The 26,790-nt window shown below is 38.9% G+C and carries 22 protein-coding genes and 1 pseudogene; 3 read left to right on the top strand and 20 right to left on the bottom strand.

The window, feature by feature from the left end; genetic code table 11:
* Positions 1-9 precede the first annotated feature (9 nt).
* The 5 genes from PYW34_RS03730 to PYW34_RS03710 all read right to left on the bottom strand — a co-directional run bounded on the left by PYW34_RS03730 (position 10) and on the right by PYW34_RS03710 (position 7,063).
* Complete coding sequence (locus PYW34_RS03730) at positions 10-1,890, bottom strand: beta-glucoside-specific PTS transporter subunit IIABC (RefSeq protein WP_002334475.1); 1,881 nt, start codon at positions 1,888-1,890, stop codon at positions 10-12.
* Between the two features lie 95 nt (positions 1,891-1,985).
* The gene (gene licT, locus PYW34_RS03725) at positions 1,986-2,837 is read right to left on the bottom strand and encodes a BglG family transcription antiterminator LicT (protein ID WP_002327764.1); all 852 of its coding nucleotides are present in this window, start codon (positions 2,835-2,837) and stop codon (positions 1,986-1,988) included.
* A gap of 325 nt (positions 2,838-3,162) precedes the next feature.
* Positions 3,163-4,947 (bottom strand): ABC transporter ATP-binding protein, encoded by a 1,785-nt coding sequence (locus PYW34_RS03720; RefSeq protein ID WP_002332932.1) that lies wholly within the window; start codon positions 4,945-4,947, stop codon positions 3,163-3,165.
* Positions 4,947-6,698: an ABC transporter ATP-binding protein gene (locus PYW34_RS03715; protein WP_002332931.1), complete on the bottom strand. Its 1,752-nt coding sequence runs from the start codon at positions 6,696-6,698 to the stop codon at positions 4,947-4,949. Before PYW34_RS03715 ends, PYW34_RS03720 begins: the two co-directional genes overlap by 1 nt.
* A 140-nt stretch (positions 6,699-6,838) precedes the next feature.
* A complete protein-coding gene (locus PYW34_RS03710) occupies positions 6,839-7,063 on the bottom strand; it encodes a YneF family protein (RefSeq protein ID WP_002294955.1) in 225 nt (74 codons plus the stop codon).
* A gap of 250 nt (positions 7,064-7,313) precedes the next feature.
* Here PYW34_RS03710 and PYW34_RS03705 point away from each other — a divergent pair, with 250 nt between their 5' ends.
* The gene (locus PYW34_RS03705; protein ID WP_002294957.1) at positions 7,314-8,900 is read left to right on the top strand and encodes an Nramp family divalent metal transporter; all 1,587 of its coding nucleotides are present in this window, start codon (positions 7,314-7,316) and stop codon (positions 8,898-8,900) included.
* A 65-nt stretch (positions 8,901-8,965) separates the two neighbouring features.
* On the opposite strand, the gene PYW34_RS03700 is transcribed toward PYW34_RS03705, so the two are convergent.
* Complete coding sequence (locus tag PYW34_RS03700; protein ID WP_002332930.1) at positions 8,966-10,741, bottom strand: hypothetical protein; 1,776 nt, start codon at positions 10,739-10,741, stop codon at positions 8,966-8,968.
* Positions 10,742-10,953: 212 nt separating this feature from the next.
* Entirely contained in the window at positions 10,954-11,856 is a 903-nt protein-coding gene (locus PYW34_RS03695) for a deoxyribonuclease IV (protein WP_002289444.1), read from the bottom strand.
* Positions 11,857-12,134: 278 nt separating this feature from the next.
* Here PYW34_RS03695 and PYW34_RS03690 point away from each other — a divergent pair, with 278 nt between their 5' ends.
* Entirely contained in the window at positions 12,135-14,480 is a 2,346-nt protein-coding gene (locus PYW34_RS03690) for a transglycosylase domain-containing protein (RefSeq protein ID WP_002289443.1), read from the top strand.
* Positions 14,481-14,815: 335 nt separating this feature from the next.
* Here PYW34_RS03690 and ccpA read toward each other — a convergent pair whose 3' ends face one another.
* Positions 14,816-15,817 (bottom strand): catabolite control protein A, encoded by a 1,002-nt coding sequence (gene ccpA, locus PYW34_RS03685; protein ID WP_002291653.1) that lies wholly within the window; start codon positions 15,815-15,817, stop codon positions 14,816-14,818.
* 209 nt (positions 15,818-16,026) lie between these two features.
* Between ccpA and PYW34_RS03680 the strand changes: the two genes are divergently transcribed.
* The gene (locus PYW34_RS03680; RefSeq protein ID WP_002296134.1) at positions 16,027-17,133 is read left to right on the top strand and encodes an aminopeptidase P family protein; all 1,107 of its coding nucleotides are present in this window, start codon (positions 16,027-16,029) and stop codon (positions 17,131-17,133) included.
* Positions 17,134-17,191: 58 nt separating this feature from the next.
* On the opposite strand, the gene PYW34_RS03675 is transcribed toward PYW34_RS03680, so the two are convergent.
* The 12 genes and pseudogenes from PYW34_RS03675 to PYW34_RS03620 all read right to left on the bottom strand — a co-directional run bounded on the left by PYW34_RS03675 (position 17,192) and on the right by PYW34_RS03620 (position 26,762).
* Positions 17,192-17,794 (bottom strand): YtxH domain-containing protein, encoded by a 603-nt coding sequence (locus tag PYW34_RS03675; protein WP_002294968.1) that lies wholly within the window; start codon positions 17,792-17,794, stop codon positions 17,192-17,194.
* A gap of 2 nt (positions 17,795-17,796) precedes the next feature.
* Positions 17,797-18,237, bottom strand: a complete 441-nt coding sequence (locus tag PYW34_RS03670) for a DUF948 domain-containing protein (RefSeq protein ID WP_002317874.1) — start codon at positions 18,235-18,237, stop codon at positions 17,797-17,799.
* A gap of 124 nt (positions 18,238-18,361) precedes the next feature.
* Positions 18,362-19,300, bottom strand: coding sequence for a UTP--glucose-1-phosphate uridylyltransferase GalU (gene galU, locus PYW34_RS03665; RefSeq protein WP_002289574.1), 939 nt, complete (start codon positions 19,298-19,300; stop codon positions 18,362-18,364).
* Positions 19,301-19,314: 14 nt separating this feature from the next.
* A complete protein-coding gene (locus tag PYW34_RS03660; RefSeq protein ID WP_002294970.1) occupies positions 19,315-20,340 on the bottom strand; it encodes an NAD(P)H-dependent glycerol-3-phosphate dehydrogenase in 1,026 nt (341 codons plus the stop codon).
* A gap of 43 nt (positions 20,341-20,383) precedes the next feature.
* Complete coding sequence (gene lgt / locus PYW34_RS03655; protein ID WP_002334474.1) at positions 20,384-21,214, bottom strand: prolipoprotein diacylglyceryl transferase; 831 nt, start codon at positions 21,212-21,214, stop codon at positions 20,384-20,386.
* Positions 21,215-21,228: 14 nt separating this feature from the next.
* Positions 21,229-22,167: an HPr(Ser) kinase/phosphatase gene (gene hprK, locus PYW34_RS03650; protein WP_002289568.1), complete on the bottom strand. Its 939-nt coding sequence runs from the start codon at positions 22,165-22,167 to the stop codon at positions 21,229-21,231.
* A 166-nt stretch (positions 22,168-22,333) separates the two neighbouring features.
* Positions 22,334-22,684, bottom strand: a complete 351-nt coding sequence (locus tag PYW34_RS03645; RefSeq protein WP_002289566.1) for a phage holin family protein — start codon at positions 22,682-22,684, stop codon at positions 22,334-22,336.
* On the bottom strand, positions 22,684-23,004 hold the full coding sequence (locus PYW34_RS03640) for a PspC domain-containing protein (RefSeq protein WP_002294972.1): 321 nt from the start codon (positions 23,002-23,004) through the stop codon (positions 22,684-22,686). The genes PYW34_RS03645 and PYW34_RS03640 overlap by 1 nt, the downstream gene beginning before the upstream one ends.
* Before the next feature lie 296 nt (positions 23,005-23,300).
* Positions 23,301-24,869 (bottom strand): daptomycin-sensing surface protein LiaX, encoded by a 1,569-nt coding sequence (gene liaX, locus PYW34_RS03635; RefSeq protein ID WP_002330768.1) that lies wholly within the window; start codon positions 24,867-24,869, stop codon positions 23,301-23,303.
* A gap of 99 nt (positions 24,870-24,968) precedes the next feature.
* Positions 24,969-25,735: pseudogene (locus PYW34_RS03630) on the bottom strand (YibE/F family protein).
* A complete protein-coding gene (locus tag PYW34_RS03625; protein WP_002334471.1) occupies positions 25,732-26,424 on the bottom strand; it encodes a YibE/F family protein in 693 nt (230 codons plus the stop codon). The pseudogene PYW34_RS03630 and the gene PYW34_RS03625 overlap by 4 nt, the downstream one beginning before the upstream one ends.
* Positions 26,385-26,762 (bottom strand): hypothetical protein, encoded by a 378-nt coding sequence (locus PYW34_RS03620; RefSeq protein ID WP_002334470.1) that lies wholly within the window; start codon positions 26,760-26,762, stop codon positions 26,385-26,387. Before PYW34_RS03620 ends, PYW34_RS03625 begins: the two co-directional genes overlap by 40 nt.
* Positions 26,763-26,790 lie beyond the last annotated feature (28 nt).

Below are 26,790 nucleotides of genomic sequence, written 5' to 3'. Positions count from 1 at the left end.
CCTAACCGTTCAGGTCAGTGCGGTGATAAGTGCATCGTCTGGCCCGACCGTCTCCCCTTGGTTTTCCAAAATATCCAAATAATCCGTGTAATTGGTGACGATCACAGGTGTTTCTAAACTGTATCCTTCCTTTTCGATTTTCTTTTTGTCGAAGCGTAGCAACAGGTCGCCTTGTTTCACTCTTTCTCCTTGCTGCACTAAGCTTTCAAAATATTTCCCTTCCAACTGCACAGTATCCAATCCGACATGAATCAGCAATTCCAGCCCTGTTTCAGAAACCATTCCGATTGCATGTTTCGTCGGGAACAGGGTCATAACTGTTCCGTCAAAAGGGGCACGTACTTCTCCTTTTTCAGGGTAGATTAAGATTCCTCGACCTAGTGTTCCTTGTGCAAAAGCTGCATCCTTCGCTGCATTTAGTGGAGCGATTTGTCCTTGTATCGGTGTTTTTACAATTTCTTTACCTGATTTTTTCTGTATAGCATCTGTTTCACCTGCTTCATCCTTCCAAAAGAAAAAAGTCAGCGAAAACCCGATTACCGAAGCAATAGCAATGCCGATAAACGCTTGAAACATACCACTGGCGTCTGTTTCCGTGATGTAGTTTACCACCCCAAAAATCCCTAATCCGCCCATTGTGTAGCTGATTGTTCCAGATGCCATCAAATAGATTCCTGAAACAGCACCACCAATCATCGAGTAAATAAATGGCTTCTTCTTCGGTAAGGTGATTCCATAAATAGCCGGTTCTGTTACGCCGAAGATTCCTGAAATCACAGCTGGCATGCAAAGCGCCTTCATTTTTTGATCCTTGAACTTGAAATACATCGCCAATACCACTGCTGTCTGTGCAAAACTCGCGCCATAAACGCCTACTAACATCTGACTCCACCCATTTTGCGCTAGCTGCATAATCGCAAGAGGGATAATACTCCAATGAAGTCCGAAAATCACCAGTACTTGCCAAAGAAACCCTAGAACTGCACCATACACAGCTGGAGAAAAGTCCATCAATGCTTGGAATCCCGTGCTTAATAGATCTGTCAGTATACTGACAATCGGACCGATAATCAAAAAGCCAGCAGGAAGTGCGATTAATAACACAGAAAAAGAAACCAAAAAGGTCTGGACGACTGCAGGAATCCATTTCTTGGCAATTTTTTGGACTTGTCCGGCAAATGCGATAATGAAGATAACAGGTACGACGCTACTAGTATAACTGCTGCCCACCCATGGGATACCCAAAAATGTTTCATAAGCCGGAAGACCCAGCAAGCTATAAGGCGCAGGACTGCCATCAGGGAAACCACTTTGTAGTGCTGCTCCTTGTACAGTCGGATAACAAAGTGCTGCACCAATCACGAGCCCCACCATCGGATTCAGATGAAATTTTTTCGCTGCTGTGTACCCTAAGATCACTGGCATGAAATAAAAAATTGCATCCCCTATCCCATTCAGCATGATGTACGTACCCGATCCTTCAGTATAAAATTTGAGAAACAAGAACAAAGCATTTAATCCTTTGACCATTCCCGCTGCAGCCAAAGCACCTAAAAAAGGCTGGAAACAGCCACTTAATATGTCGATTAATCGATTGAACAGATTACTACTTGAAGAAACCTCTTCTTCTGCTTCATCGGAAATCCCGGCTACTGTCAGTACTTCTGCATAGACATCTGGCACATGATTCCCGATTACAACTTGATATTGCCCGCCGCTTTTCATGATGGTGACTATCCCTTCCATCTTTTTCAAAACATCATCCTTTGCTTTATTTTCCTCCTTTAGTTTGAAACGAAGTCGCGTCACACAGTGTGTCAAGCTACGGATATTTTCTTTTCCTCCGATATTCTTTACGATGTTTTCTGCTAATTCCTGGTATTTTCCCATTTCTATTCCCTCCAATTAATTAGTGGAAGGTTTAGCCAACTGAATGTCACTACCCTTATTTCATACGTTCTTGTTAATTTGTCCTCCTTTTTTATTTATTTACAACGATTCTCATGCACTAAACGCGCAGTATGGATCGTTAAATACATTTTTTCATCCGTGGACATCTGGTAGTCGAAAGCCCCGGTTAAAAAGTCTGCTATTTTCTCAACGCAACCAAACGTATCCTTATATTTTTTTTGAATAACTTGGAACAATTCCTCAGAAACTTCTCCATCTTCTGATTTCGCTCCATCTAGGACACGTGTCAGAAAAAAACGCAGGTGTGTGACGAATCGAAAAAAGTGGACTGAATCTTCATCAAATGTAATCTTATAGTAATAGCGGACGATATTTAAAATATCCTGTATTGTTGTGGTAAACAGGTAGGTATTGTCTTGCTGGCTTTGAATGCCTTGTGCATTGACTAAATGCAATGCGATAAATCCGGCTTCGTCTTCTGATAACTTGATGTGGTATTTATCCGAGATTTTCTTCACTGTTTTTTTCCCAATGGCATACTCTTTAGGAAACAGTTGTTTGATATCATACAGCAATACATTTGGCACAAAGATCCCCATTTTTTGACGTTCGATAGCTGTATACAAGTGATCCGTCAATGAAATATACACAGAATCATTTAAATGGACTTGCAGAGCCTCTTTTGTATATTCAATGATTTCACAAGAAATTTCTAAGTACTCAAGAGGAATCGCTTGTGCCAATTCTTGGAACTGTTGTGAAAGTCCGTCATTTGTCAACTGAAATTTTTTGTCGATGCATGAGTCAAGAATCGGGTCACCCACCTTCTTTTTGAATGCCAATCCTTTTCCCATCACAATCATTTCCCGATCTCTTTCATCCCTTGTTATTACGACGTTGTTATTCAGTACTTTCTCAATCAGCATGTTTTGCTCCTTTCCATGATATATAGGGCTGTATCCAAAACAAAAAGAAAAACCCAAAAAGCCGTCCATGAAACCATGGGAGACTCATCAGGTTTAGCTTGCATCAGGCAATCACTATCCAAGTTGTATCGTTTTCTTTATATTATCGAAAGCAAACGATTTTGTCAACGCTTTCTTAGGGGCTATTAGGCACTTCTGACTAGCTGACGTCGTCTTTTTTAAATCTGGTAACTACGACACTAACTCTCACAGATGAAAAATATGGGAAGCTATGTTTTATTTTCACTCTAGTGCTTAGGTCAAAATGCTACTGTCACAACATCTTTTATATACCACTACTTTGCAGTTTGTACATATCTGCATACAAACCATTTTGCGCTAGAAGTGTTTCATGATTCCCGCGTTCTACTATATGACCTTTGTCTAAAACTAAAATCAATTCTGCATCTCGAATCGTTGACAGCCGATGGGCAATCGCAATCGTTGTCCGTCCTTGTCGCATTTTCGCCAATCCTTCTTGGATCAATCCTTCTGTTTCAGTATCGATATTTGCTGTTGCTTCATCCAATACTAGAATTTTAGGATCAGTCACGATTGTTCGCGCAAAAGTGATCAGCTGTCGTTGTCCACTAGAATAGCTGGCACCATGTTCGATCACTTTTGAGTGATATCCTTTTGGTAATTCATCGATGAATTTGTTTGCTTGAACAAACTCAGCCGCATGGCGTATCTGTTCGTCTGTGATAGCTGGATTCATCATCCGAATATTTCCTGCGATATCCCCATAAAACAAGAAAGCATCTTGCAAGACCAGCCCCATTTTCTTACGTAACTCTTCCATTGGATATTCTCGAATGTCATGATCATCAATCAATATCTGACCTTCATAAAATTCGTAAAACCGCATCAACACATTGATGATCGAGCTTTTCCCACTTCCGGTGTGTCCCACTAATGCAACGGTTTCTCCCGGATTAGCAACAAAAGAGATATTGTTTAATACATTGTGCTCTCCATCATAAGAAAAGCTTACATTGCGAAACTCAATCTTACCTGAAGTAATCATTTGATCTGCTCCAGGGTTTTGTTGTGGTGCATATTCTTCCGTATCCATAATCTTCAAGATACGACTACCAGCAACCATCCCATCTGTGAAGATGCTCAAAAAGTCCATCATTTGAGACATTGGATTAAAAAATCCCTGGACATAAGTCGTAAATGCATAGATCAGTCCAACTTCTACGGGAGAATGCAACGCATCGATCCCAAATAAAGTCAACGCCAACGCAATCGCCAATGCATATAGAAAATTGATGATCGGACTTAACAGAATCGAATTCGTTTTGATCATCGCATAGCGCGTGTCTAAATACTCATTGTTCACTTGTTCAAATTCTTTAGCTAAACGAGCTTCTTGGCGAAACTGCTGGATAATACGCATGCCGGAAATCGATTCATTCAATTTTGTATTCAGCTGACTTAATTTTTCCCGCATATTTCGGTAAATACGAGAACTAAATTTCTGGTAATACCAGATGACAATTCCTAAAATCGGCAAGAACACCAAAGTCCACAAGGCAATTTCTCCATTGATTTGAAACATGGCAATGAATGAAGAAACGACTGCAAAGATCCCAGTCAATACCATCAAAAAGACGTACCAAAATTCAAATAGCGTTTCTGTGTCATTCGTCACTCGAGAAACGGTTGATCCTGCCGGTGTCTGATCAAAATAACGCATACCTAGTGTATGCAGCTTTTCAAATAATTTTACCCTAATATACTGATAGGTCTTCAATGAAGCCATGGAATACAAATACCATTGGAAAAACCAAATGATACTTTTTACTAGGACTCCAAATAAGTACATACCAGCAAAAAACAAAATAACTTGTGTCGTAGCCGACTGTTTAGCCAGATGATCATCCATAAAAGTTTGGATGATCCTTGGCAATAGGACATTGATCACAGACAGAGCAAACGCAAATAAGATAGCAACGATGAACGTTGTTCTAAAAGGTTTGGCGAACTTCATCAGTCGTTTGATGATCTTTTTCTGTTCTTTAAGTGGAATCGATTTTGTCCATTCCGATTGATAATTTTCATCCATCAGGCCTCGCCTCCTTCTATCTTCGCTTCTAATTGCTGTTTCTCCCACATTTGTTCATACCAGCCGCCTAGTGCAAGCAGCTCATGATGGGTTCCTCGTTCAATGATTTTCCCTTGATCGACAACAATGATTTCTTTTGCATGCATCACGCTACTTAAACGGTGAGCTGCAATGATAGTTGTTTTCTCTTTTCTTATTTCTTTTAAATTATGCAAGATAGCTTCTTCTGTTTTGGCATCTACTGCAGAAAGTGCATCATCTAATATTAATAATTCAGGATTTTTGATCAATGCTCGAGCAATCGAAATCCTTTGTTTCTGTCCGCCAGATAAAGAGACTCCACGTTCTCCAACTAAGGTATCATAACCTTTTGGTAATTCCTTGATTTCATTGTTGATAAATGCTAAAGAAGCCGCATGCTCTACTTCTTCTTCTGAAAGTTTTGGATTAGAAAAACGGATATTATCTCGAATGGTCATCGAAAACAAGAAGTGATCCTGAGGCACATAGCCGATTGATCCTAATAAAGCATTCAATGAATATTCTTTGATCGAACGTCCGCCAAATTGGATTTTCCCTTGATAATCATCGTATTCACGCATCAGTAATTTGATGATCGTTGTTTTTCCCGCACCAGTTTTCCCAACAATACCTAATGTTTCTCCTTCTTGGATTGCAAACTTGATTTGTTCTAATGCTGGTGATTCTTCTTTCGGATAATTAAAAGAGGAAATAGCTACATTCAGCTCGCCTTTTGCCGGGGTCTGCACTGCACCCAGTTGTTCCACGATATGCGTTTTTTCATGCAAAAGTTCATTGACGCGATCATAAGAAGCATTTCCTCTTTCCAATACGTTGAACAATCGACCAATCGCAAACATCGGCCAAACAAGCATACCGATATAACTAATAAATGAGACCATCTGCCCGATCGAGATCGTGCCTTCCAAGACATACTTTCCACCTAAAATAATTGTTGCAACATAAGACAGACCGATAATCAAGGTAATGAATGGATCAAATAAGGAGTCTAGAAAATTGACTCGTTTGTTTTTAATAATTGCATCTTCAATCTTTTCTTCAAAATCCGCTAGATCTTCTTTTTCTTGTCCAAATGTTTTAATGACTTTGATCCCAGTGATACTTTCTTGTGTCTTATCATTGATACTAGAAAAAGCTTCTTGCGAATCACGAAAAGCATCATGGAGTTTCGACCCCAGCACTCGTGAAGTGACGGCCAGCAAAGGCAGAGGAATCAGCGCAATCAGTGTTAAGCGCCAATCAATAAACAAAATCATCGCAATGATCGTTGTTCCGCCCGTAATCACTGAATCTGCAAAGGTCAAGATACCAGCTCCTGCTACATTCTGGATCGCATTCAAATCATTCGTTGCATGAGCCATCAAATCCCCAGTCCGATATTTTTGGTAAAAGAGATTGTCCATTTTTGTAAAATGTTTGAATAACTGCTGCCGAAGTTCTTTCTCCAACCGAGCTGCACTTCCCCAAATATTCGTCCGCCAGATATAACGAAAAAGATATTGTAAGAAAGCAGCGATAATCAATAGGAAGATCCACCCGAAAATGATCTTTACTGATAAATTTTTATCGGCAATCTCATCAATGATGATCCCAATCACTTTTGGAGGAACTAACTGTACCAAGGCCACTGCGAATAGCGAGAAAACCCCAATTAAATAATGTTTCTTTTCCTGACGAAAAAACCAGCCTAACTTTCTAAAAATCGACATTTTACTCCTCCTTTGTCTTTATCAAGAGCCTAGGATTGTCTGTGCTTGTCTTTTTGCTGAATAATCTGAATAGTCTAACAAATTACAAAATAAAAAACGGACTGAAAAAATCAGCCCGTAAAAAGTCGTTGGGTCAGAACCTATTTTTTCCCTTGGTTCTTCATTTGCTGCATCATCTGGCGAATTTTCTTCTCAGATGGTTTTTGTCCCATTGACATCATCATTGATCGCAACATGTCCTCATTAACGGGAGGATTTTTTTCTAAATAGTCTTTCATATATTTACGCGCTAGGAAAAAGCCACCTACTGCGCCGATTAGCAAAGCAATAATAGCAATAAGTACGACAATACCTGTTGATAACATATAAATCTCTCCTTTCTATTTCCGAATTGCTCTCAATGACTTATTTTACTAAAGTTTATTGAAAAAAGAAAGGCGTATTCTTTAGTTTCATGCAAAAAATAGTGGTTTTTTTAGAGGAGAACAAAATTTCTTTCGTCATCTAGCAAGACGAGCCACAAAAAAAAATTAGGCATACCGAATATTTTTCTTTAATTTTTTCTTTTTGAGGTGTAGAATGTAATCGTAGATAAATAGGAAAGGTGGTTTTTTCTTGAATAATCAATCCAATAAACAATTTCATAAGCATCGACTTATTGAACATACAAATGGTTTATCTTTAGCTGAAGTAAATGGAACAGTTGATGTACCAAAGGGGAAAAGTTTTTTTAAAACACTTCTTGCTTACTCTGGACCAGGTGCATTAGTAGCAGTTGGTTATATGGATCCAGGTAACTGGTCCACTTCGATCACTGGTGGACAAAATTTCCAATATTTATTGATGTCAGTTATTTTGATGTCTAGTCTGATTGCTATGCTTTTACAGTATATGGCAGCAAAATTAGGAATCGTAACCCAAATGGATTTGGCCCAAGCAATCCGAGCACGGACAAGTAAGACATTGGGTGTCATTTTATGGATCTTGACTGAATTAGCCATTATGGCAACAGACATCGCAGAAGTCATTGGTGCAGCAATCGCCCTCTACCTGCTCTTTGATATTCCATTAGTGATTGCCGTCTTTATTACTGTATTAGATGTTTTCGTTCTCTTACTACTGACAAAAGTCGGGTTTCGTAAGATCGAAGCACTGGTTGTCTGCTTAATTTTCGTCATTTTATTCGTTTTTGTCTATCAAGTTGGCTTGTCTAACCCAGATTGGCACAGTTTATTTGCTGGCTTTATCCCTAACAGCCATACATTCTCCGACTCACCTGTCATTGGTGGCGAAACTCCGCTGACTGGAGCTTTAGGGATTATTGGTGCAACAGTCATGCCGCATAACTTATATCTTCATTCAGCAGTTTCACAAACTCGGAAGATCGATCACCAAGACGAAGAAGATGTAGCACAAGCTGTACGTTTTTCTACTTGGGACTCTAATATCCAATTGTCGATGGCTTTTCTAGTCAATGCGCTGCTATTGATTATGGGTGTCGCTGTCTTCAAAACCGGTTCTGTTCAAGATCCTTCCTTTTTTGGTCTGTATGAAGCTTTATCTGATCCATCAGCTATGAGCAATGGTATCTTGATTGCTGTAGCAAAATCTGGTATCTTGTCCACTTTATTTGCTGTAGCACTTCTTGCTTCTGGCCAGAACTCTACTATTACTGGTACGTTGACCGGTCAAGTCATCATGGAAGGATTCATCCATATGCGTATCCCGATTTGGCTAAGAAGACTGGTCACACGATTGCTTTCTGTGATTCCTGTATTGATTTGTGTTTTGTTTACAAGTACAAAAGGAACGATCGAAGAACATACCGCTTTGAATAACTTAATGAATGAATCCCAGGTGTTCTTGGCTTTTGCGTTGCCGTTTTCGATGATCCCTTTACTGATGATGACCAACAGCCAAGCGGAGATGGGTAGCCGATTTAAAAATTCATTCATCGTAAAACTTCTTGGCTGGTTCTCTGTGATTAGTCTAACTTACTTGAACTTACGAGGATTACCAGGACAGATCGAAAGTTTCTTCGGCGAGCAAGCCACTTCCGCTCAACTAGCATTGGCTGATCACATCGCTTATGTAATCATTGTTCTTGTCCTTCTCCTGTTGGCATGGACGATTGGTGATTTATATAAAGGAAACAAAAAATATGAACAGCGTTTGCAGGAAACGGTAGAAGAAATCGAATAAAAACTGATTTTTCCACACAAAGACCCTTGATAGTTAGGTTAAAAATCTAGCTACCAAGGGTCTTTTTATTTAGAAGATAAAGCTTTTTTCAGATTTAATTTACTGAAAACTAGCATGCTTGTTACTACGATGAATTGCGTTAACGGCACGCCTGCGCCAGTGTAGACACTTAAAAAATAATCCTTTTTTTCTGGCGCATAAGAACAAAACCACGAGACACCGAAAAGAAAAACCAATTGTGTCAGTATTAATCCGGTGACCACAATCAAAGAGGAACTATAATAGGCACGATCAGCTTTTGCAAATACGGTTCCTAGTATCATAAGTAATATCCCTGCTATTGAAGCAATCAGCACGGGAATAGCCAGAACTTGGTAAATTTTTATGATGACATTCGCGACTTTTGCTGATTTTGTTAATTGGAAATTAGGTGTTCTCGGTTCATTACTATCGATCCAATTCTCCATTAGCGGAAGGTTTAATAATTCTTGAGCCTGTTTGACTTGTTCTTGCGTTCCGAAACTATAATTTCCTCCTTGATGGAAATCTTTATATCGCCATGCATAAGCGTATCCTGATTGAAGGAAATCGAATACGATTGGCAGATCACTCATCGTCTTTCCATCTCCTGATCCCATCAGATAGAACTCTTTTTTCTTTTTGATGGTTCCCTTGTGATAGGCTTCTTCTAATTCTTGGTTGACTTTTTTCCAAAAATCATTGGTTTCTTTTGCATTGTTTTGGTAATAACCAGATTCGCTTACCACATCTCGCAATGCCCAAAAGATGATATCTCCGGGTAATTCTTTTACTTTTCCACCTTGAGTCCACGCGTGAGTCGTATATAATTCGTCAATACGGGTAGAAACAGTATGGAATGTAGGAGATGCGGCTAATGCTTTATTTAGTGCAGCATGTGAGACCCATATCTCACTGTTTTCTTTATTCAAGTTCGTTTCATCATCTATTCGGATCAGTTGTTTCATCAAACATCCAAATTCTCCACTGGAACGGTCATTGATGGTTGCAATACCGTATGTTGTCTCATTTTTATATTCGATCCACTGATAGACGATGGAAAAGCCAACTATAGGAAGTAAAAACAATGAAAGTTTCAGCCATTCCCGTTTCGAGAGAAGAAAGAGTCGTTTTTTTAACTTCTCTACTTCTTTGAAAGAAAAGTCTTGCCCTAGCAAGATCTGGACGAAACTGATACCCAAAGCTACTACAGTAAAAGGAAGAAGCCAGATAGAATCTTCGCGAATGAACCAAAAGAAAGGAAAAGCGACAGAAAGCCCTAAAAACCATGGCAGCAATTTTCTGCTAGAACCGTATTTGCGGTAATAAATAGCTAGTAAACAAGCGATAATGATCTCAACAGCCGGAATCACGAGGGCATTACGATACGTTCGAGTGGAATATTCATGTGTAAAACTAATCGGAGAAAACAAAAAATAAAAATAGAAACTTAAAAGAAGATACTTGTTCTTCACGATCGGTTTAAACGCGAGTGCAACCAATATACTGGCAAAAATACTGAACATGCCGAACAAAACTGCATAAGAAAGATGCAGTTTATGTGCAAGTACTAAAAATAAGCTGTAGGAGATTCCTTTGGAAAGTGTTGTAGTCGTATACTCCCCTAGCCATTTACCGTCCAAAATATTTTGAGCATAGCGAATCAGCAGCTGGTCATCATAGGTTGCCGACATGTCTGTTCCATAGATTGCTTTACTATATAAATACAAACGAATAATTGTAAATAATAGGGCTATGCCAAGAATAAAGTATGTATGTTTCTTTTTTAGTTGGTTGATCAAGGGTTTTAAAGTGTTCAGCATCTTTTCGTCCTTCCAATCACGTTTTGCCACTTGCTTGTGAAACTTTTCGTTTTTTTACTTTTCTACCAGTATACCCTGTTTGTCTAAATTTAAAAAGAGGGGGGAGAAGATGCATGATGAAAAAGACTGCAAAAAGCACTCCTTTGTTTCTTAAACAAAAAAGGACAAGGCAATGTGCCTGGTCCTTTTTTGCTGCTGTCAGATAGAAAATCTTAGAGTATCACTTCTTCTGCTAATAACTCAGGAAACACTTCTGGATCGAATATTTGTGCTTTGAACATGGCGATTTCTTTTCCATATGGTGCGTAAGCTTTCTTTTTATCTTTGCCGACATAGGGAGTTTCCAAGATTTTCGAAATATTGTCAAACATTGGATCATGGACGATCTTATTCAGCGTGTCGAATCCGATTGTTCCAAAACCAATATTGGCGTGCCGGTCTTTATGCGAACCTTGCGGATTTTTAGAATCATTGATATGGAGTACTTTAAGCCGATCTAACCCGATGATCTTATCAAACTCTTCCATTACACCTGAAAAGTCTTCTTTAATATTATAACCGGCATCATTCGTATGACAGGTGTCAAAAGTAACGGATAATTTTTCATTCAATTTTACTCCATCGATGATTTGCGCTAATTCCTCAAATGTTCGACCGATTTCCGTACCTTTACCTGCCATTGTCTCCAAAGCGATTTGTGCCGTCTGTTCTTTTGTCAAAACTTCATTCAAGCCTTCAATAATTCTAGCAATTCCGGCTTCTGTTCCTGCCCCTACATGAGCACCTGGGTGAAGTGTAATTTGAGTAGCGCCTAAAGCTTCCGCACGAACAATCTCTTCTCTCAGAAATTGGACGGCAAAAGGAAACATTTCTGGTTTGATCGTATTCCCCAAATTAATGATATAAGGGGCATGAACGACGATATTTGTTAGACCGTTTTCTGCCATGTACGCTTTTCCGGCATCAATATTCATCTCTTCGATGGCTTTTCTTCTAGTGTTTTGAGGGGCGCCTGTATAGATCATAAAAGTCGAAGATCCATAACTGGCTGCTTCTTCTGCTGCTCCTAACAGCATTTTCTTTCCGCTCATGCTGACGTGTGAGCCTAATAACATGGATGGATTCCTCCTTGAAAGGCAATTGTTACTAACAATTCCTATATATTGGTAAGATGATATACAAAGAAAATGATTGATTTTTCTTTGCCCTGTTCTCCATAGTAACTGAAATTTTCTCTAAAGAAAAGCTTAAGAACTCTTTTATAAAAAAGATCATTTTCTCACGTTTTAACTCCTTTAAAAAAGAAATTCCTGCCAAAAACAGCCTTGTCTGTTTTTTTGTTCTATTATTTGCTATAATTAGCGAAATAAAACCATTAGTTGAGGTGACCCTTTTGCCACGCAAAAATACTCGAAAAAAACAGAATAGAAGAAAAAAAGAAAAATGGTTTGTTCCTAAGATTATTTTTAGAGTTTTTCAATCATTGACTGTTTTTATTACTGTTCTTCTTTTGATGTTCGCAGCTCTAGGTATTGGAATAGGCGCTGGCTATTTTGCCTATCTCGTCGAAGACACACAATTGCCGACTAAAAAAGCACTGCAGACAGAACTAGGAAACATTACAGAAACGTCAAAGATTGTTTATGCAGATAATACAGAGATATCAAAAATCCAGACAGATCTGATGCGCACGACTATTTCATCTGATAAAATTTCACCTTTATTGAAAACTGCAATTATCAGCACAGAGGATGAATACTTCGATAAACACCAAGGTTACGTTCCTAAAGCTGTTTTACGAGCATTAGTATCTGAAGCTACTGGTATTGGCTCTTCTGGTGGATCAACTTTGACACAGCAATTAGTCAAACAGCAGATCCTTACAGATGAAACAACATTCAAACGTAAAGCAAATGAGATCATTCTTTCTGCACAAGTAGAAAAATACTTTTCAAAAGATGAGATCATTGCTACGTATTTGAATGTCTCACCATTTGGTCGTAATAATAAGGGACAAAACATTGCTGGAGTCCAGGAAGCTGCAAGAGGAATCTTTGGTGTAGATGCAAAAGATGTGACGCTGCCGCAAGCTGCTTATATCGCTGGATTACCCCAAAGCCCGATCACGTATAGTCCATACACGAACACAGGTGCGCTAAAAGAAGATCTTTCTGCCGGCCTTGCCAGAAAAGATTTTGTTTTATTCAGTATGTATCGTGAAGGCCAAATTACGAAAGAACAATACGAAGAAGCAAAAGCCTATGACCTTACAAAAGACTTTCTACCACAACAAATCGCAGAACAGACTGACAGAGAATTCTTGTATTATACTGTGATGAATGAAGCAACAAGAATCATTGCACAACAATTGGCTGAAAAAGACAACGCTGATATGTCTGATTCATCGGTCAGTGACGCTTATTATCAAAAGGCACAGCAAACGATCCAAAATAAAGGATATACAATCCATTCGACAATCGATAAAGATGTCTATGCTGCATTGCAAAATGGCGTAGAAAATTATGGATACATGTTAGATGATGGTGCTGGCAGTCAAGTAGAAACCGGAAATGTATTGATGGATAACAGAACTGGCCGCATCTACGGATTCGTTGGCGGACGGAATTACAGTCAGAATCAAAATAACCATGCCTTCGATACAGAACGTCAAGCTGGCTCATCAATCAAACCAGTTCTTGTTTATGGACCTGCAATCGACATGGGGCTTATCGGATCAGAATCCCGTGTATCAGATTATGCAACAACTTGGCAAGAAGGAGAAAATGCTGGCGAGAAAATCGTCAATGCTACTAACGAAGGATCGAACACCTTCCAAACCGTCCGTGAGTCACTAGAATGGTCCAACAATATCCCGGCTTATCACTTATATCAAGATGTGTTGAATTCCGGTGGATCGAAACAATATGCTTACGAGCACTACTTGGCAAAGATGAACTACCCGGCAAATGACAATTGGGGCGTTGAATCTGCTCCTTTAGGTACAGTAGATGTCACGACGCTTCAACAGACCAATGGATTTCAGGCTTTAGCAAACGGCGGCGTCTATGAAGAAGGCTATATCATCGATTCCATCACAGATAACGCAGGAAATGTAATTTATAAACACGAAAGCAACTCTGTCCGGATCTATTCGGAAGCAACGGCATCGATCATGAATGACATGATGCGCAGTGTGATCAATGCAAAAATCACTACACCATTCAAAGATGCCATCTCAAGCTTAAACGGAAATCTAGGAAAAGCAGATTGGGTCGGAAAAACTGGTTCTACCAATGAATACCGAGATTCATGGCTAATTGTCTCTACTCCGTCTATTACCATCAGTAGCTGGGCAGGGCACGATGACAATACCGGAATGGACAGCAAAGCAAGGATACGTTCGGCTAATTATCTTGCCAATCTGATCAATCAAGCTTACCAAGCAAAACCTGACATTTTTGGCACTGATGAGAAATTCGAATTATCATCTGATGTGATGAAGAAAAAAGTATCTGGATTTACTGGTCAAACACCTGGAAAAGTTACTGTCAATAAAAAATCCATCCAAACACCAGGAAAAACAGTTGAATCGCTATGGGCGAAAAATGGACCGAAGAAAAGCGCCTTTAAATTTGGCGTTGGCGGTACCGATGAAAACTATACAGATTACTGGAACACCGCTTCAGCTTATGCAAGAGCGAATCAAGCAACCAAAGAATCAGATGAGAAAGATGATTGATTTAATAGAATACACAGTAATAAGGGATTGTGACAATAGTATTGTCACAGTCCCTTATTTTTTTGATGGTGGTGAACATAATGCAGCATCTATACACGGATTGTTTTATATACGATAAATGTAATTTCAACCACTTTCTCTCTTTTTTAAGACAAAAAAAAGGATTATAACAAAATTTTGTCATAGCCCCTTTTCCCGAATAAACGGTGTTCTCCTGCCAACTCCGAATCACGAGTCACAATATTCATCAAACATGAAATGCTGTTTTTTGAAATTGCTCCTTGTAACGCAGAGTTAAACGGCAGGCTCACAACCTCTGAATGGTTGTCCTTTTATTATTTTGTAGATCCTTTTTCTTCGATTCCATAAGGCAAGATAATCGTTTTTTCTTCGACTTCTTCTTTATTCATCATTTTCGTCAATAGGCGCATAGATACCGCCCCTAAATCGTATAATGGTTGTGTGATACTTGTTAAACGAGGACGAGCTACTTCTGTCAGTAGTGAATTGTTACTTGTGATGATTTCGAATTCTTCCGGTACTTTCACGCCACGGTCTAATAAACCATCCAAAATACCGATGGCTAATTCATCATCTGAAACATAGACAGCTGTTGCACCGCTATTATGGATCCGATCGACTAGAGATAGACCATCTTTGAAGTTGTATTGTGCTTCAAAGATCAATCCTTCGCTATATGGTAGGTTATTTTCGCTTAATGCTTCTTTATAGCCTTTCAGACGATTTTGTCCATTGATAGGATCGATCAACGCACCACTGACAAAAGCAATTTTTTTATTGCCGCTTTTTGCCAATTTGTTTACTGCATCTTTTGTTGCTGATACATAATCAATGTTTACGCTACCTACTTGTTCATCTGGATCAATAGAGCCAGCTAATACAACAGGAGTTTTTGAACGTGAAAATTCTCCACGGATTTCGTCTGTGATATGGTGACCCATGAAGATCACGCCGTCCACTTGCTTAGCCAGTAAGTTATTCAATACATTGACTTCTTTTTGGTCGTTACCATCTGAATTTGCTAAGATAATATTGTATTTGTACATTGTTGCCACATCATCGATACCACGTGCTAAAGAAGCAAAGAACATATTGCTGACATCAGGGATGATTACCCCAACTGTTGTTGTTTTCTTACTTGCCAAGCCACGCGCAACTGCGTTTGGACGATAATCCAAGCGATCGATAACTTCCAAGACTTTTTTTCTTGTTGCTGGTTTGACGTTTGGATTGCCATTTACGACACGTGAAACAGTAGCCATCGAAACATTTGCCTCTCTCGCTACATCATAGATAGTGATTGTTTGCTTTTCCATTTGTGTTCTCCTATTCATATTTTATATGTTTTCTGAAAATACGTCTTACATTTCTAAAATAGAATATCAAATAATCTCAAGAATTGCAACCGTTTTATCTCTGTTTTCATGAAAATTTTTACTTTTTTCAGTTTTTAGAACGTTGGTCTTTTAATAAATCAGTGGTACAATTATTGAATACAAAATTAATTTAGAAAGTAGGTTGCCAAATGAATAACGTAAAAATCAATGAACTACGTCAATGGATGGCACAACACCAAGTCGAATTGGCTTATATCAGCGACCCTGGCCACATCGCTTACTTTTCCGGATACGAAAGTGATCCTCATGAGCGTGTACTAGCTCTTTTTATCCCTCTTGAACAAGATCCTTTCCTTTTCACTCCTGCTTTGGAAGTTGAAGATGCTCAAAACAGTAGTTGGGCGTATGATGTCCGTGGCTATTTAGACAGCGAAAACCCTTGGGAGATCATCGGAAAAGAACTTCGTGCTCGCTATGGTCAGCCTGGCAATGTAGGGATTGAAAAGAACGCCTTGACTGTCGAGCGCTTCGATGCTATCTCTGATATCTTGACGGGAACGGATTCTTACACTGATCTAACTTCCATCATCCAACGTCTACAACTGATCAAAACTCTAGAGGAAAAAGACAAACTGATCGAAGCTGGTAAATGGGCCGATGTTGCATTTGAGATTGGCTTTAAAGCAGTGAAAGAAGGCGTGACTGAACAAGCGATCATTGCAGAAATCGAATACCAATTGAAAAAACAAGGTGTTTCACAAATGTCTTTCGACACATTAGTCCTTGCAGGAGCAAATGCTGCAAGCCCTCATGGTACACCAGGAAACACGAAGATTTCACCGAATGAACTTGTGTTATTCGATCTTGGCGTTGTTTGGAATGGCTATTGCAGTGATGCTACTCGTACAATTGCTTATCAAAAACCAACCGACTTCCAAGAAAAAATATACAACATCACTCTTGAAGCACAGCTTGCCGCACAAGAAGCCGTCCGTCCAGGTGTGACAGCAGGTGAACTTGATCAAATCGCACGAAACGTGATCAACAGCTATGGCTACGGCGAATATTTCAATCACCGTTTAGGTCACGGGATCGGAACAACCGTCCACGAATTCCCTTCCCTTGTAGAAGGAAATGACTTAGTAATCGAAGAAGGGATGTGCTTCTCTCTTGAACCAGGAATCTATATTCCTGAAAAAGTAGGGGTACGTATCGAAGACTGTGTATATGTGACAAGCGATGGCTGTGTGCCATTCACGACTACACCAAAAGAATTACTTGTTTTAGAAAAATAAGAGTAAAAAAGGTGAGAGCTAGTCCGCTCCCACCTTTTTATTCTATAAATTTGTGATTTTAGTGATTTGTAGATGAATCTGTCATTGTATCTTTTATTTCTTTTTTAGCTTCTTTCGCATCTTCTTTTGCCATTTTCATCATTTCTTTTGTGTCATCTGCAACTGGTTTTGCTTCTGACATTCCTTCATTGACAGTATCTCCTGCTTTACCAGCAGCGTCTTTTACATCAATCATGATATCTTCTGAAGTATCTTTAGCAATACTTCCTAATTCATCTGCAGGTTTTTTCATATCTTCTGCCGTTTTTTTGAAACGATTAGATAAGTCAGCTGATTGTTCTTTAAGATTTAACAAGATATCGTCAGATTCACTTCCTGCTTCATCTGCTGATTCACTTACTTTTTGTTTGACACTACCTGCTAGATCACCTGCTTGTTGAGAAAGATCTTGCGCTTTTTCTTTTGCAATACCTGTTAACTCAGTCGATTTTTCTTTCGCCATATCTGTGTAATCTGAAGCCATATCCATCAAATCATCCGCTTGGGCAGCTAATTCATCCCGAAGTTCTTTACCAGATTTTGGTGCTAACAATAACGCGGCGATTGCTGCGGCTGTTCCTCCGACTACTGCACCTAATAAAAATCCACCTTTTTTAGCCATTTTTATTTTCCTCCTGTCGTTTCAGTATGTTTTTTGTTTTTAAAAAATTTCATCGCTGTCCCACCGACTTTTCCGGCAACCGTCGCTTTAGCTGTCGCTTTACCGATTCCGCCGACTTTCGTCGCGATGTTTTTACTAGAATGATTAAGTTCTGATACACTTTCACTTAAATCAGCAACTGCTGTGAACAATGGATCGATCGTTGCGACTTTTCCATTGATATCCAAGAGCAGTTCATTACTTTTGACCAGCAAGCCTTCTACTTGTCTAGACAAAAGATCTACGTCTTTTGTGACGATTTCGATCGTCGTATTTGCTTCTGCTACAGTCTGATCTACTTTTTCTAAAGTTTTAGAAACTTGCAACAACACACGAACGATAAAAACGACAAGTATCGCAAAGGCGATTGCTGCAATCAATCCTGCAATTTCTCCTCCTGACATGATCAAACTCCCTTCTTGTCTCTCTTTTCTATAAGGATAGCATTTTCGTGTTTTTTAAACAAATAAAAACGAGCTTCAACTACTTTTTATTCAATTAGCAGCTGAAGCTCGTTAGAAAAAAGGGTTATTTTTTCTTTTCTTCTTTGATTTCTGTTATTCCTTTTGGATTATGATCGATCTTGCTTCCTTCTGCTTCTAATGTTTTACCTAAAGACAGGATATACTCACGTAAAGGTGCACCTACTTCTGGATGTGTTAGACCATATTCAATACTTGTTTTCATAAAACCAAATTTGTCACCGACATCGTAACGTTTACCTGTGAATTTACGGGCAAATACGCGTTGTGTTTTATTCAATGTATCGATTGCGTCAGTTAGTTGGATTTCATTTCCGGCTCCTGGTTGTTGCTCGGACAATACATCAAAAATTTCTGGAGTCAATAAGTAACGTCCAATAATAGCTAAATCACTTGGTGCTTTGCTTGGATCTGGTTTTTCAACAAAGTTTTTGACATTGTATAACCCATCTTCCAATACTTCTCCTGGATTGATAATTCCGTATTTTGAAGTTTCATCATGAGGAACTTGCATAACGGCGATCGTAGAAGCATGAGTACGTTCGTAATCATCGATTAATTGCTGTGTCAATGGTACTTCATCTTCCATGATATCATCGCCTAGCATAACGACAAACGGTTCATTTCCAATAAAGGCTCTTGCTTGAAGAACGGCATGTCCTAAACCCTTTGGATGAGATTGACGGATGAAATGCAAGTTGACATCTGTCGTTTCTTCTACTAATTTCAATAATTCGGTCTTTCCTTTTTCACTTAGGTTTGTTTCTAATTCAATATTTGAATCAAAGTGATCTTCGATTGGTCGTTTAGCTTTTCCTGTAACGATCAAGATGTCTTCGATTCCTGATTTCAACGCTTCTTCAACGATGAACTGGATTGTTGGTTTATCAACAATTGGCAACATTTCCTTTGCCATAGCTTTTGTTGCTGGTAAAAATCTTGTTCCTAATCCTGCTGCTGGAATAACTGCTTTTTTGACTTTCATATACATTCGCTCCTTCAAAAAATTGTTAATGAGAATTCATTTTCTTTTTTCCCATCACGTAACATGATTTCTTTTGCGGCTGTTTTGATTTCTTTTTGTTCATACAGCACTTCATAGATTGTTTGAGTGATGGGCATTTCGATTTCCATTATTTGGGCTAGTTCCATCGCTGCTTGGGTAGTATTCACACCTTCAACGACCATTCCCATATTGGCTAGCACCTCTTCTAGGGGCTGCCCTTGTCCTAACAAGTTGCCTGCGCGCCAGTTCCTAGAATGAACACTTGTGCAAGTAACGACTAGATCGCCTACTCCGCTTAATCCGATAAAGGTCAGCGGGTTGGCACCCATTGCTACACCTAAACGGCTGATCTCAGCTAATCCGCGCGTCATGATTGCTGCCTTTGCATTATCGCCAAACCCTAAGCCGTGAATAGCGCCAGCACCAATAGCAATAATATTTTTCAAAGCTGCCCCCATCTCTACACCGATCACATCAGGATTGGTATAGATCCGAAAATAATTATTCATGAACAGCTCTTGTACATATTTTGCTGCTTTTGCATCTGTACTTGCAGCTGTGATCGTAGTGATGTCATGTTTCGCTACTTCTTCTGCATGGCTTGGTCCAGAAAGAACAACAACAGCTTTTCTTTTTTCTGCTGGGATTTCCTCTAACAAGATGTCAGAGATCCTTTTATGTGTTCCCTGTTCTAATCCTTTACTTGCATGGATGATCACTGGCTTTGTATTCAATTTAGGCACTAGTTCTTTTGCAACAGAACGTATTGCTTTCGTTGGAATGACGAATAGCACCGCATCTGCGTCTTTTACTGCATCTTCCATATTGGTGAATGCTTGGATGGAATCGGGTAGATAATGATCTGGTAAATAACGTTGATTCGTGTGTTGGGTGTTGATTTCTTCTACTTGTGAAGCACGATGTCCCCAAATCCGAACGTCATGTCCGTTTTCGGCGAGGACTTGTGCCAAAGCAGTACCCCAAGAGCCTGGTCCTAAAACCGCTACTCTATAATTCATTTTACCACTCCTGAAATTTTTTTCATTTTTAACGCTCTAAAAATCAGATAATTTGTTGATTTTTTCCTAATGAGCGGTCATAATCCGGTAAATTTCCTTTTTTTCTGCGCCAAATAAATAGAATCAATGTACCGACAAATAACACAGCAGATAATAATTGAGAAATACGGATCACACCTAAAAAGTAAAGACTGTCTGTACGTAATCCTTCAATAAAGAAACGCCCGAAACTATACCACATTAGATAACATACAAGGACTTCGCCTTTTTTCAAAAGGTGTGGTTTCTTTCGTAAAAACAAAAGCAAAATAAATCCAATCAAACTCCAAAGTGATTCATAAAGAAATGTTGGTTGACGATAGATCCCTTCGATATACATATTATCAATGATGAATTGCGGTAAATGCAGACTTTCTAAGAAGCTTCGCGTCGTGTCTGGTCCATATGCTTCGTGGTTCATGAAATTTCCCCAACGACCGATTGCCTGTGCTAATAATACACTTGGTGCAGCGATATCTAAAAAAGTCCACAAAGAAATAAAATGATATTTAGTAAAAAAATACAGCGTGATCGCGCCTGCAATCAGTCCGCCATAAATAGCTAAGCCTCCTGAACGGATATTGAATATTTGGATTGGATCAGCTATATACTGGGGAAGATCAAATAAAACATAATATAAGCGAGCGCCAATAATGGAGATAGGCAATCCCCACAACATAAAATCTGTCACATCATCTGCTTTTAATCCTACCCGAACAGCCTCTCTGCTGCTAAGCCACATGGCGATAATGATACCTGATACGATGATCAATGCATACCAGTAGATAGGAATCCCTACAAGCTCAAAAGCAACTCGATTGATTTGTGCTAACATATTGTCACTCCTTGCTAGTCGTTGCCTGAGTTTTCTTCAATCAAGCGACTTAATCTTTCTTCAAATGTTTTCGTTGCGTCAAAGCCCATTGTACGTGCACGGAAATTCATCGCGGCTACTTCAATGATGATTGCAACGTTTCGTCCTGTTTTGACAGGGATTTTTATTTGTGGAATGCCCACTTCCGCGATTTCAACGGTCGTGTCTTCAGAGCCCAGACGGTCGTATTTCTTATCTTTTGCCCATGCTTCCAGATAAACAGCCAACTGGACTTGCATAGAGCCACGTACCGCACTCGCACCAAAAAGATTCATTACATCAATGATCCCGATTCCTCGGATTTCAATTAGATGTTCCAGGATTTTAGGCGGTTCTCCGATCACCGTTAATTCATCTTGCTGATAAACATCTACTCGATCGTCTGCGATCAATCGATGACCGCGTTTGATCAACTCCAACGCTGTTTCACTTTTTCCTATCCCACTGTCACCTTGAATCAGTACACCTAATCCGTAAACATCCACTAAAACACCGTGGACACTTGTTCGAGGGGCAAGGCGACCATCTAAATAACTGGATAATTCTCCTAATAAACGAGAAGTTGAGATGGGAGAACGCAGTACAGCTATCCCATTTTCATTTGCTGCCTGGATCATTTCTTCTGGAGCCGGTAATCCTCTTGAAATAATAAATGCGGGCATATCTTCACTACATAATCTTCTCATGATGATCAAACGCTCTTCTGGGATCATCCGTTCCGCAAAACTGATTTCTTTACTGCCAAATAGCTGTAAACGATTATGGGAATAATAATTAAAATAACCAGTCAACTCTAGTCCTGGGCGTGAGATGTCCCCAGTTACGATGACACGGTCTAAGCTTTTCTCGTCGCCTGTCACGATTTCCAAAGATAATTTTTTCACTAATTGGCTAACTTTTACAACTTCTGACATTCATGCTACCTCATTTCTATTAGAGTGTTCTCTATCATTTTATCATTGTCTAGCCAAAAGTACTACCAATTAAAAAAAACGTTTTTATTTAATTACCAATGTAATAGAAAACGCATTCCTGATTCTAAATAAAAAAACTGCGCCGATAGTTCGGCACAGCTTTCTTTTATTTTCTACTGTTATGTTCGCTGACAATTACATTGACAAGCGACATCAAGATAGCTACTAACAACGCTGCACCGAATGAAGAAAAACTAAAATGTTCTGCTCCCACAAAAAAGGAGGTCATTTTAAGAATCGCTGCATTGATAACAAACGTAAACAATCCCAATGTGACTAATGTAAAGGGCAGGGACAGTATCGTCAAAATCGGTTTGACAAACATATTCAACACAGACAATACGAAGCTGGCAAGAACGGCCGTCCAAATACTGCTCACATGGACCATCGCAGGAAAAAGAACAGCCAATGATATGAATGTTAACGTATTAACTAAAATACGTTGAAAGTACGACATTAAAAGTCACTCCATTCGTCATCATCGATTTTTTCCGCTTCTTTGCGTTTTTTTGTTTGTTCACGAGTTTGTTCACGATAATTGTTTTTTTCATAATATGCATTGTTATGTCCATAGTTTGTTCGTGCAGAACGCGCAGATGGGATAATCAAAGCTAATAAAATGTATAAAATGATTGGACTTCCAAAAGCAACTAAGCTCAGGAATACATAAAGCACACGGATAACAGTCGGATCAATCCCGATGTATTCTCCTATTCCTGCTAAAGTCCCTGTCAAAACAACATTTTTATTGGATTTTGTCAACTTTTTTTTCATCATGTCTCACCTCTGTTCTACTATTTTAAATGAAGAAAATCGTTGTGACAACCTTCTTCTTAATCGGTGTCTTTCTGCAAAATTCTCGGTCACAAATTACCATATTCATAAAACGTGACGAGCTTTTTCTGAAATTATTCCTTGTGACTCGGCGATAATTGGCAGGTTCATAATCTCTTGGTAAACGGTGTTCAAGAGATAGCCTATCGGCAATAAGGCACAATTTTGTAAAATAGGGGAAGCTATTTTACAAAATCGCTTCTTATTGCTCAAGGCTGAACATCTCTTTCACAACCTCTTTATTTATCTGTATCTTTTAAATAGATACTTCCTGTTGTCGTTGAAAGTTGCACTTGCGTGATTTCACCATCTGAAACACGACGGAATTGCAACATTTGGTTTGTCCGTTCTTTTTTCTCACGAACTACTTCGTAATTGGACAGACGGCTGTTGATACTTCCAAGACTTGTTTTAGCATGTCCTTCCAAACCGATGCCATCTGGTAAAGCGACTTTGACATTTCCGTTCACTGAACTTGCTTCTACTTTTTTCAAATTATCTTCTTTAATCGTAAGACGTACATCACCATTTACCAAAGACACAGAAAGGTTTTCTGCTGTCGCACCAAATGTCACTGTACCATTTACTGTTTCGATAATAGAATCTAAGATGTTCCCGTTTCGAATATCGATATTGCCGTTTACACCTTCTACTTCCAGCATCGTTGCAGTTAATTGGTCCACGATGATGTTACCATTCGTAGATTTTGTATAAATATCTTTAGCTTCCAATGTTTCAATCATGATGTTGCCATTTAGAAGTTTAATAGCTGCGTGGTCGTATACTCGTTTAGGTAAGTAGAAAACAAGGTCTGCACGCACACGTTTATTTGGAATTTGGAAGGAGATATGATCTTCATTAACCTCAATCTGGCTCCGTTCAGAGAATGCTTCAAATGGTTCAGCACCCATTTTTCCGTAAAGTTTGATCTTAGCTTCAACTTTCACATCGTTGCTGTCCCACGTTTTTAACGTCACGTTTCCGTTTGCTGCCTTGATATCAAGGATACTTGCTGCAGGAGCTTCATAGTAAAATTCATGCTCAAATTTCGTTGTCGCAATCCCAGGGACACGTAAGCTGACATCTTTCCATTCCATGTTGTCATTCACTGTTTCTGAAACAGTTTGGAATGTTTTCTTCAAGAATTTGCCTAACTGTGATCCAGCTTCTGACATTTTTTCGCCTACTTGATTCAGTGTATCTGTTGCTTGATCTTTCCAATCATCTGGCAATTCAAACTTATCAGTAAACGTTTCTTTTTTCTCAGACCATTGATTCTTACGGATATCTTTTAATTCTGCTTCTAATTTCAATTGTTCTTCTAACAGTGTATCGCCACTAGCTTCTAATTCTTTGATTTCTGCTTCTAACGTCTGACGCTGTGCTAATTCTTCTTCTGTCAACTCGCCTAATTCTTCTTTTGTATTCAGCTGCATCAATGCTTCCTGTTTCTCATTGCGTGCTGCCTTATTGTCAGCGAATTGAGCATTTACTTCATCTAGACGCGCCGAAGTTTTATTCGCTTCAGTTGCTAGTTCATCTAAGATCTTTTCTAAGTTTTCTTGATCTTGTCTTTCTCTTTCCTTTGGATCAACTGGCTCAGAAATTTCTTCTTCGCCGTTTTCAAGTTTATCGATCAATTGACTTGCCTGATCTTTTTCTTTATGACTAGCAGTTACCTTGTCTGCTTCTTTTTTTATTTGCTTTTCGTCTTTTTCAGTTGCCATGCTTTCTAATAAATCTAAGCCTTCTTCAGTCGAAAGGATTCCTTTTTTCACTAAATCTAAAATACGTTCTCTTTCTTTCATGGAAATTGCCTCCTTAAGCAAAATTGTTTGCAAGCTTTTCCTTACATCCATATTATGCACTGATTCAGTAAAAATGTCATAGGACTTAAGTTGTAACTTTTACTCCATCTTGAGTTGTTCTTTCTTTTTTGTAAAGAGATATGCTGTAGTCACGCAGGTTAAAGGAAGAACAAGTAGTGCAGACAATGTGGTAAGAATAGCCATCGTATATTCTAGAACAAATGATTTTTCATTGATCACTTGCTGAAAAGGAATGTCTAAATCAATAAACCAGAGGATCAACGCTAAAGAACTTCCCATGAATGCAAAAAGAAGTGTCATTACTGTTGACGCCAATATTTTTTTAGCAATAGCGAAACTAGAATGGCGCAATTGGTAAAAAGATAATTGCGGATTTGCCTGATATACTTCGAATGTCCCACTAGAAATTGCTACACTAGCATCTAAAACAGCACCACTAAGACTAATCAGAAGCAACGATCTCGTAAGTAATCTAAAATCAATCGCTAAAGTCTTATCTAAGCCAGATAATTCTTCTAGTTCTACGATGTAAAACCTTGGATCGCTAAAAAATCAGTGATAGGAAGCAATAGTAGGAAACAAAATAAAAAGATCAGTATACTCACAAAAGCTGCACGCATTTTTAGATTATAACCGTTGATAAAAAATAAGATAACCACAGCAATCAATAAAAATCCTATGACCGACAATGCCAGTATCGGCCACTTCTGATGATAACCGAATAACAACAGGAAAAAGATCCCTAAATTGATGAATAAGCCTAAAAGAATATACATACCTTGCGTACCGCCAATAAGTAGCACGCTGATTGCTAAAATCCCAACAAGTATAATAAGTACATTCATCGTTTCAGCCTCCTTACAGTCAGAAAAAAGAGGACCGAGATAGGGATCGATAATACTATTCCTAAGCTGCCAGCAATGACGCGTAAAAATTCCAATGATAAATGCTGTTCTATCGTTTCTTTGAACGACCATTGATTTCCTAAATATAAAAGAAGCGATGGAACTGACCCACTGATATAGACGAACAAAAGGATATTGGTCATCGAGCCAATCACATCTCGACCCACTTGCCTTCCTGAAAGCCATAACTGTTTCGCTGTTATTTCTGGTTGTCGCTTAGTCAATTCTTCTAATGTCGCAATGACTGTGATAACGGTATCGAGTGTTCCTCCAGCTGTTCCAATCAGTACGCTAGAAAGAAAAACAGAACGATACGGTCGTGTCAGATAATTCAGTTCCTCATAGCGCAGTCCTTGGTCTTTCCAATGATTCATTGTCAAAAGACAAATAAAAAATGCTAAAAAAACACTCGTAACTGCAGCTGAAATTTTGATTATACTGCTTCTATTCCATCCATCTAAAGCCAATATGCTAATAATCATCCCTATAACGACGAACAGGATAGATATATTTAATAGAGAAATCCCTTCTGTTTTAGTAAAGATGAGCAACAAAAGTAAAAGTAAAACGATATTGATGATGAGACTTCCTAAAGCAAATAGACCCTGTTTTCCGCCAATAAGCAACATAGCGCCAATGAAGATACTTGTGAAGAAGAAAAGCCAGCCATCATTTTTTTTGCTACTAGCTGCCATTCATCTCCATGCATTTGGACTAGATACATTTGTCTCGCTTTTATATTTGCTGTTTCTATTTGATTTTTTTGATAAGGAACCGATAAATAAATCGATTCTCCTTTTTGATCCGTGTTCATCAGTTTTCCTGTAATCAATTGATGATCCTCTTTTATTCGTACTTTTTCGATCTCGATGACAGGTACTTCATATAAAGCGGCTTGATGCTGAATAACCCATGAAGTAAGCACACAAATAAAAAATATAGTGATGATGCTAATTTTTTTTTGCATTCTTTATCCTTTCTATGAAATGATGAAA

It is taken from the genome of Enterococcus faecium (assembly GCF_029023785.1).
In the GTDB taxonomy this organism is placed as follows: domain Bacteria; phylum Bacillota; class Bacilli; order Lactobacillales; family Enterococcaceae; genus Enterococcus_B; species Enterococcus_B faecium.
This window is presented reverse-complemented; position numbering and strand designations above follow the sequence as displayed.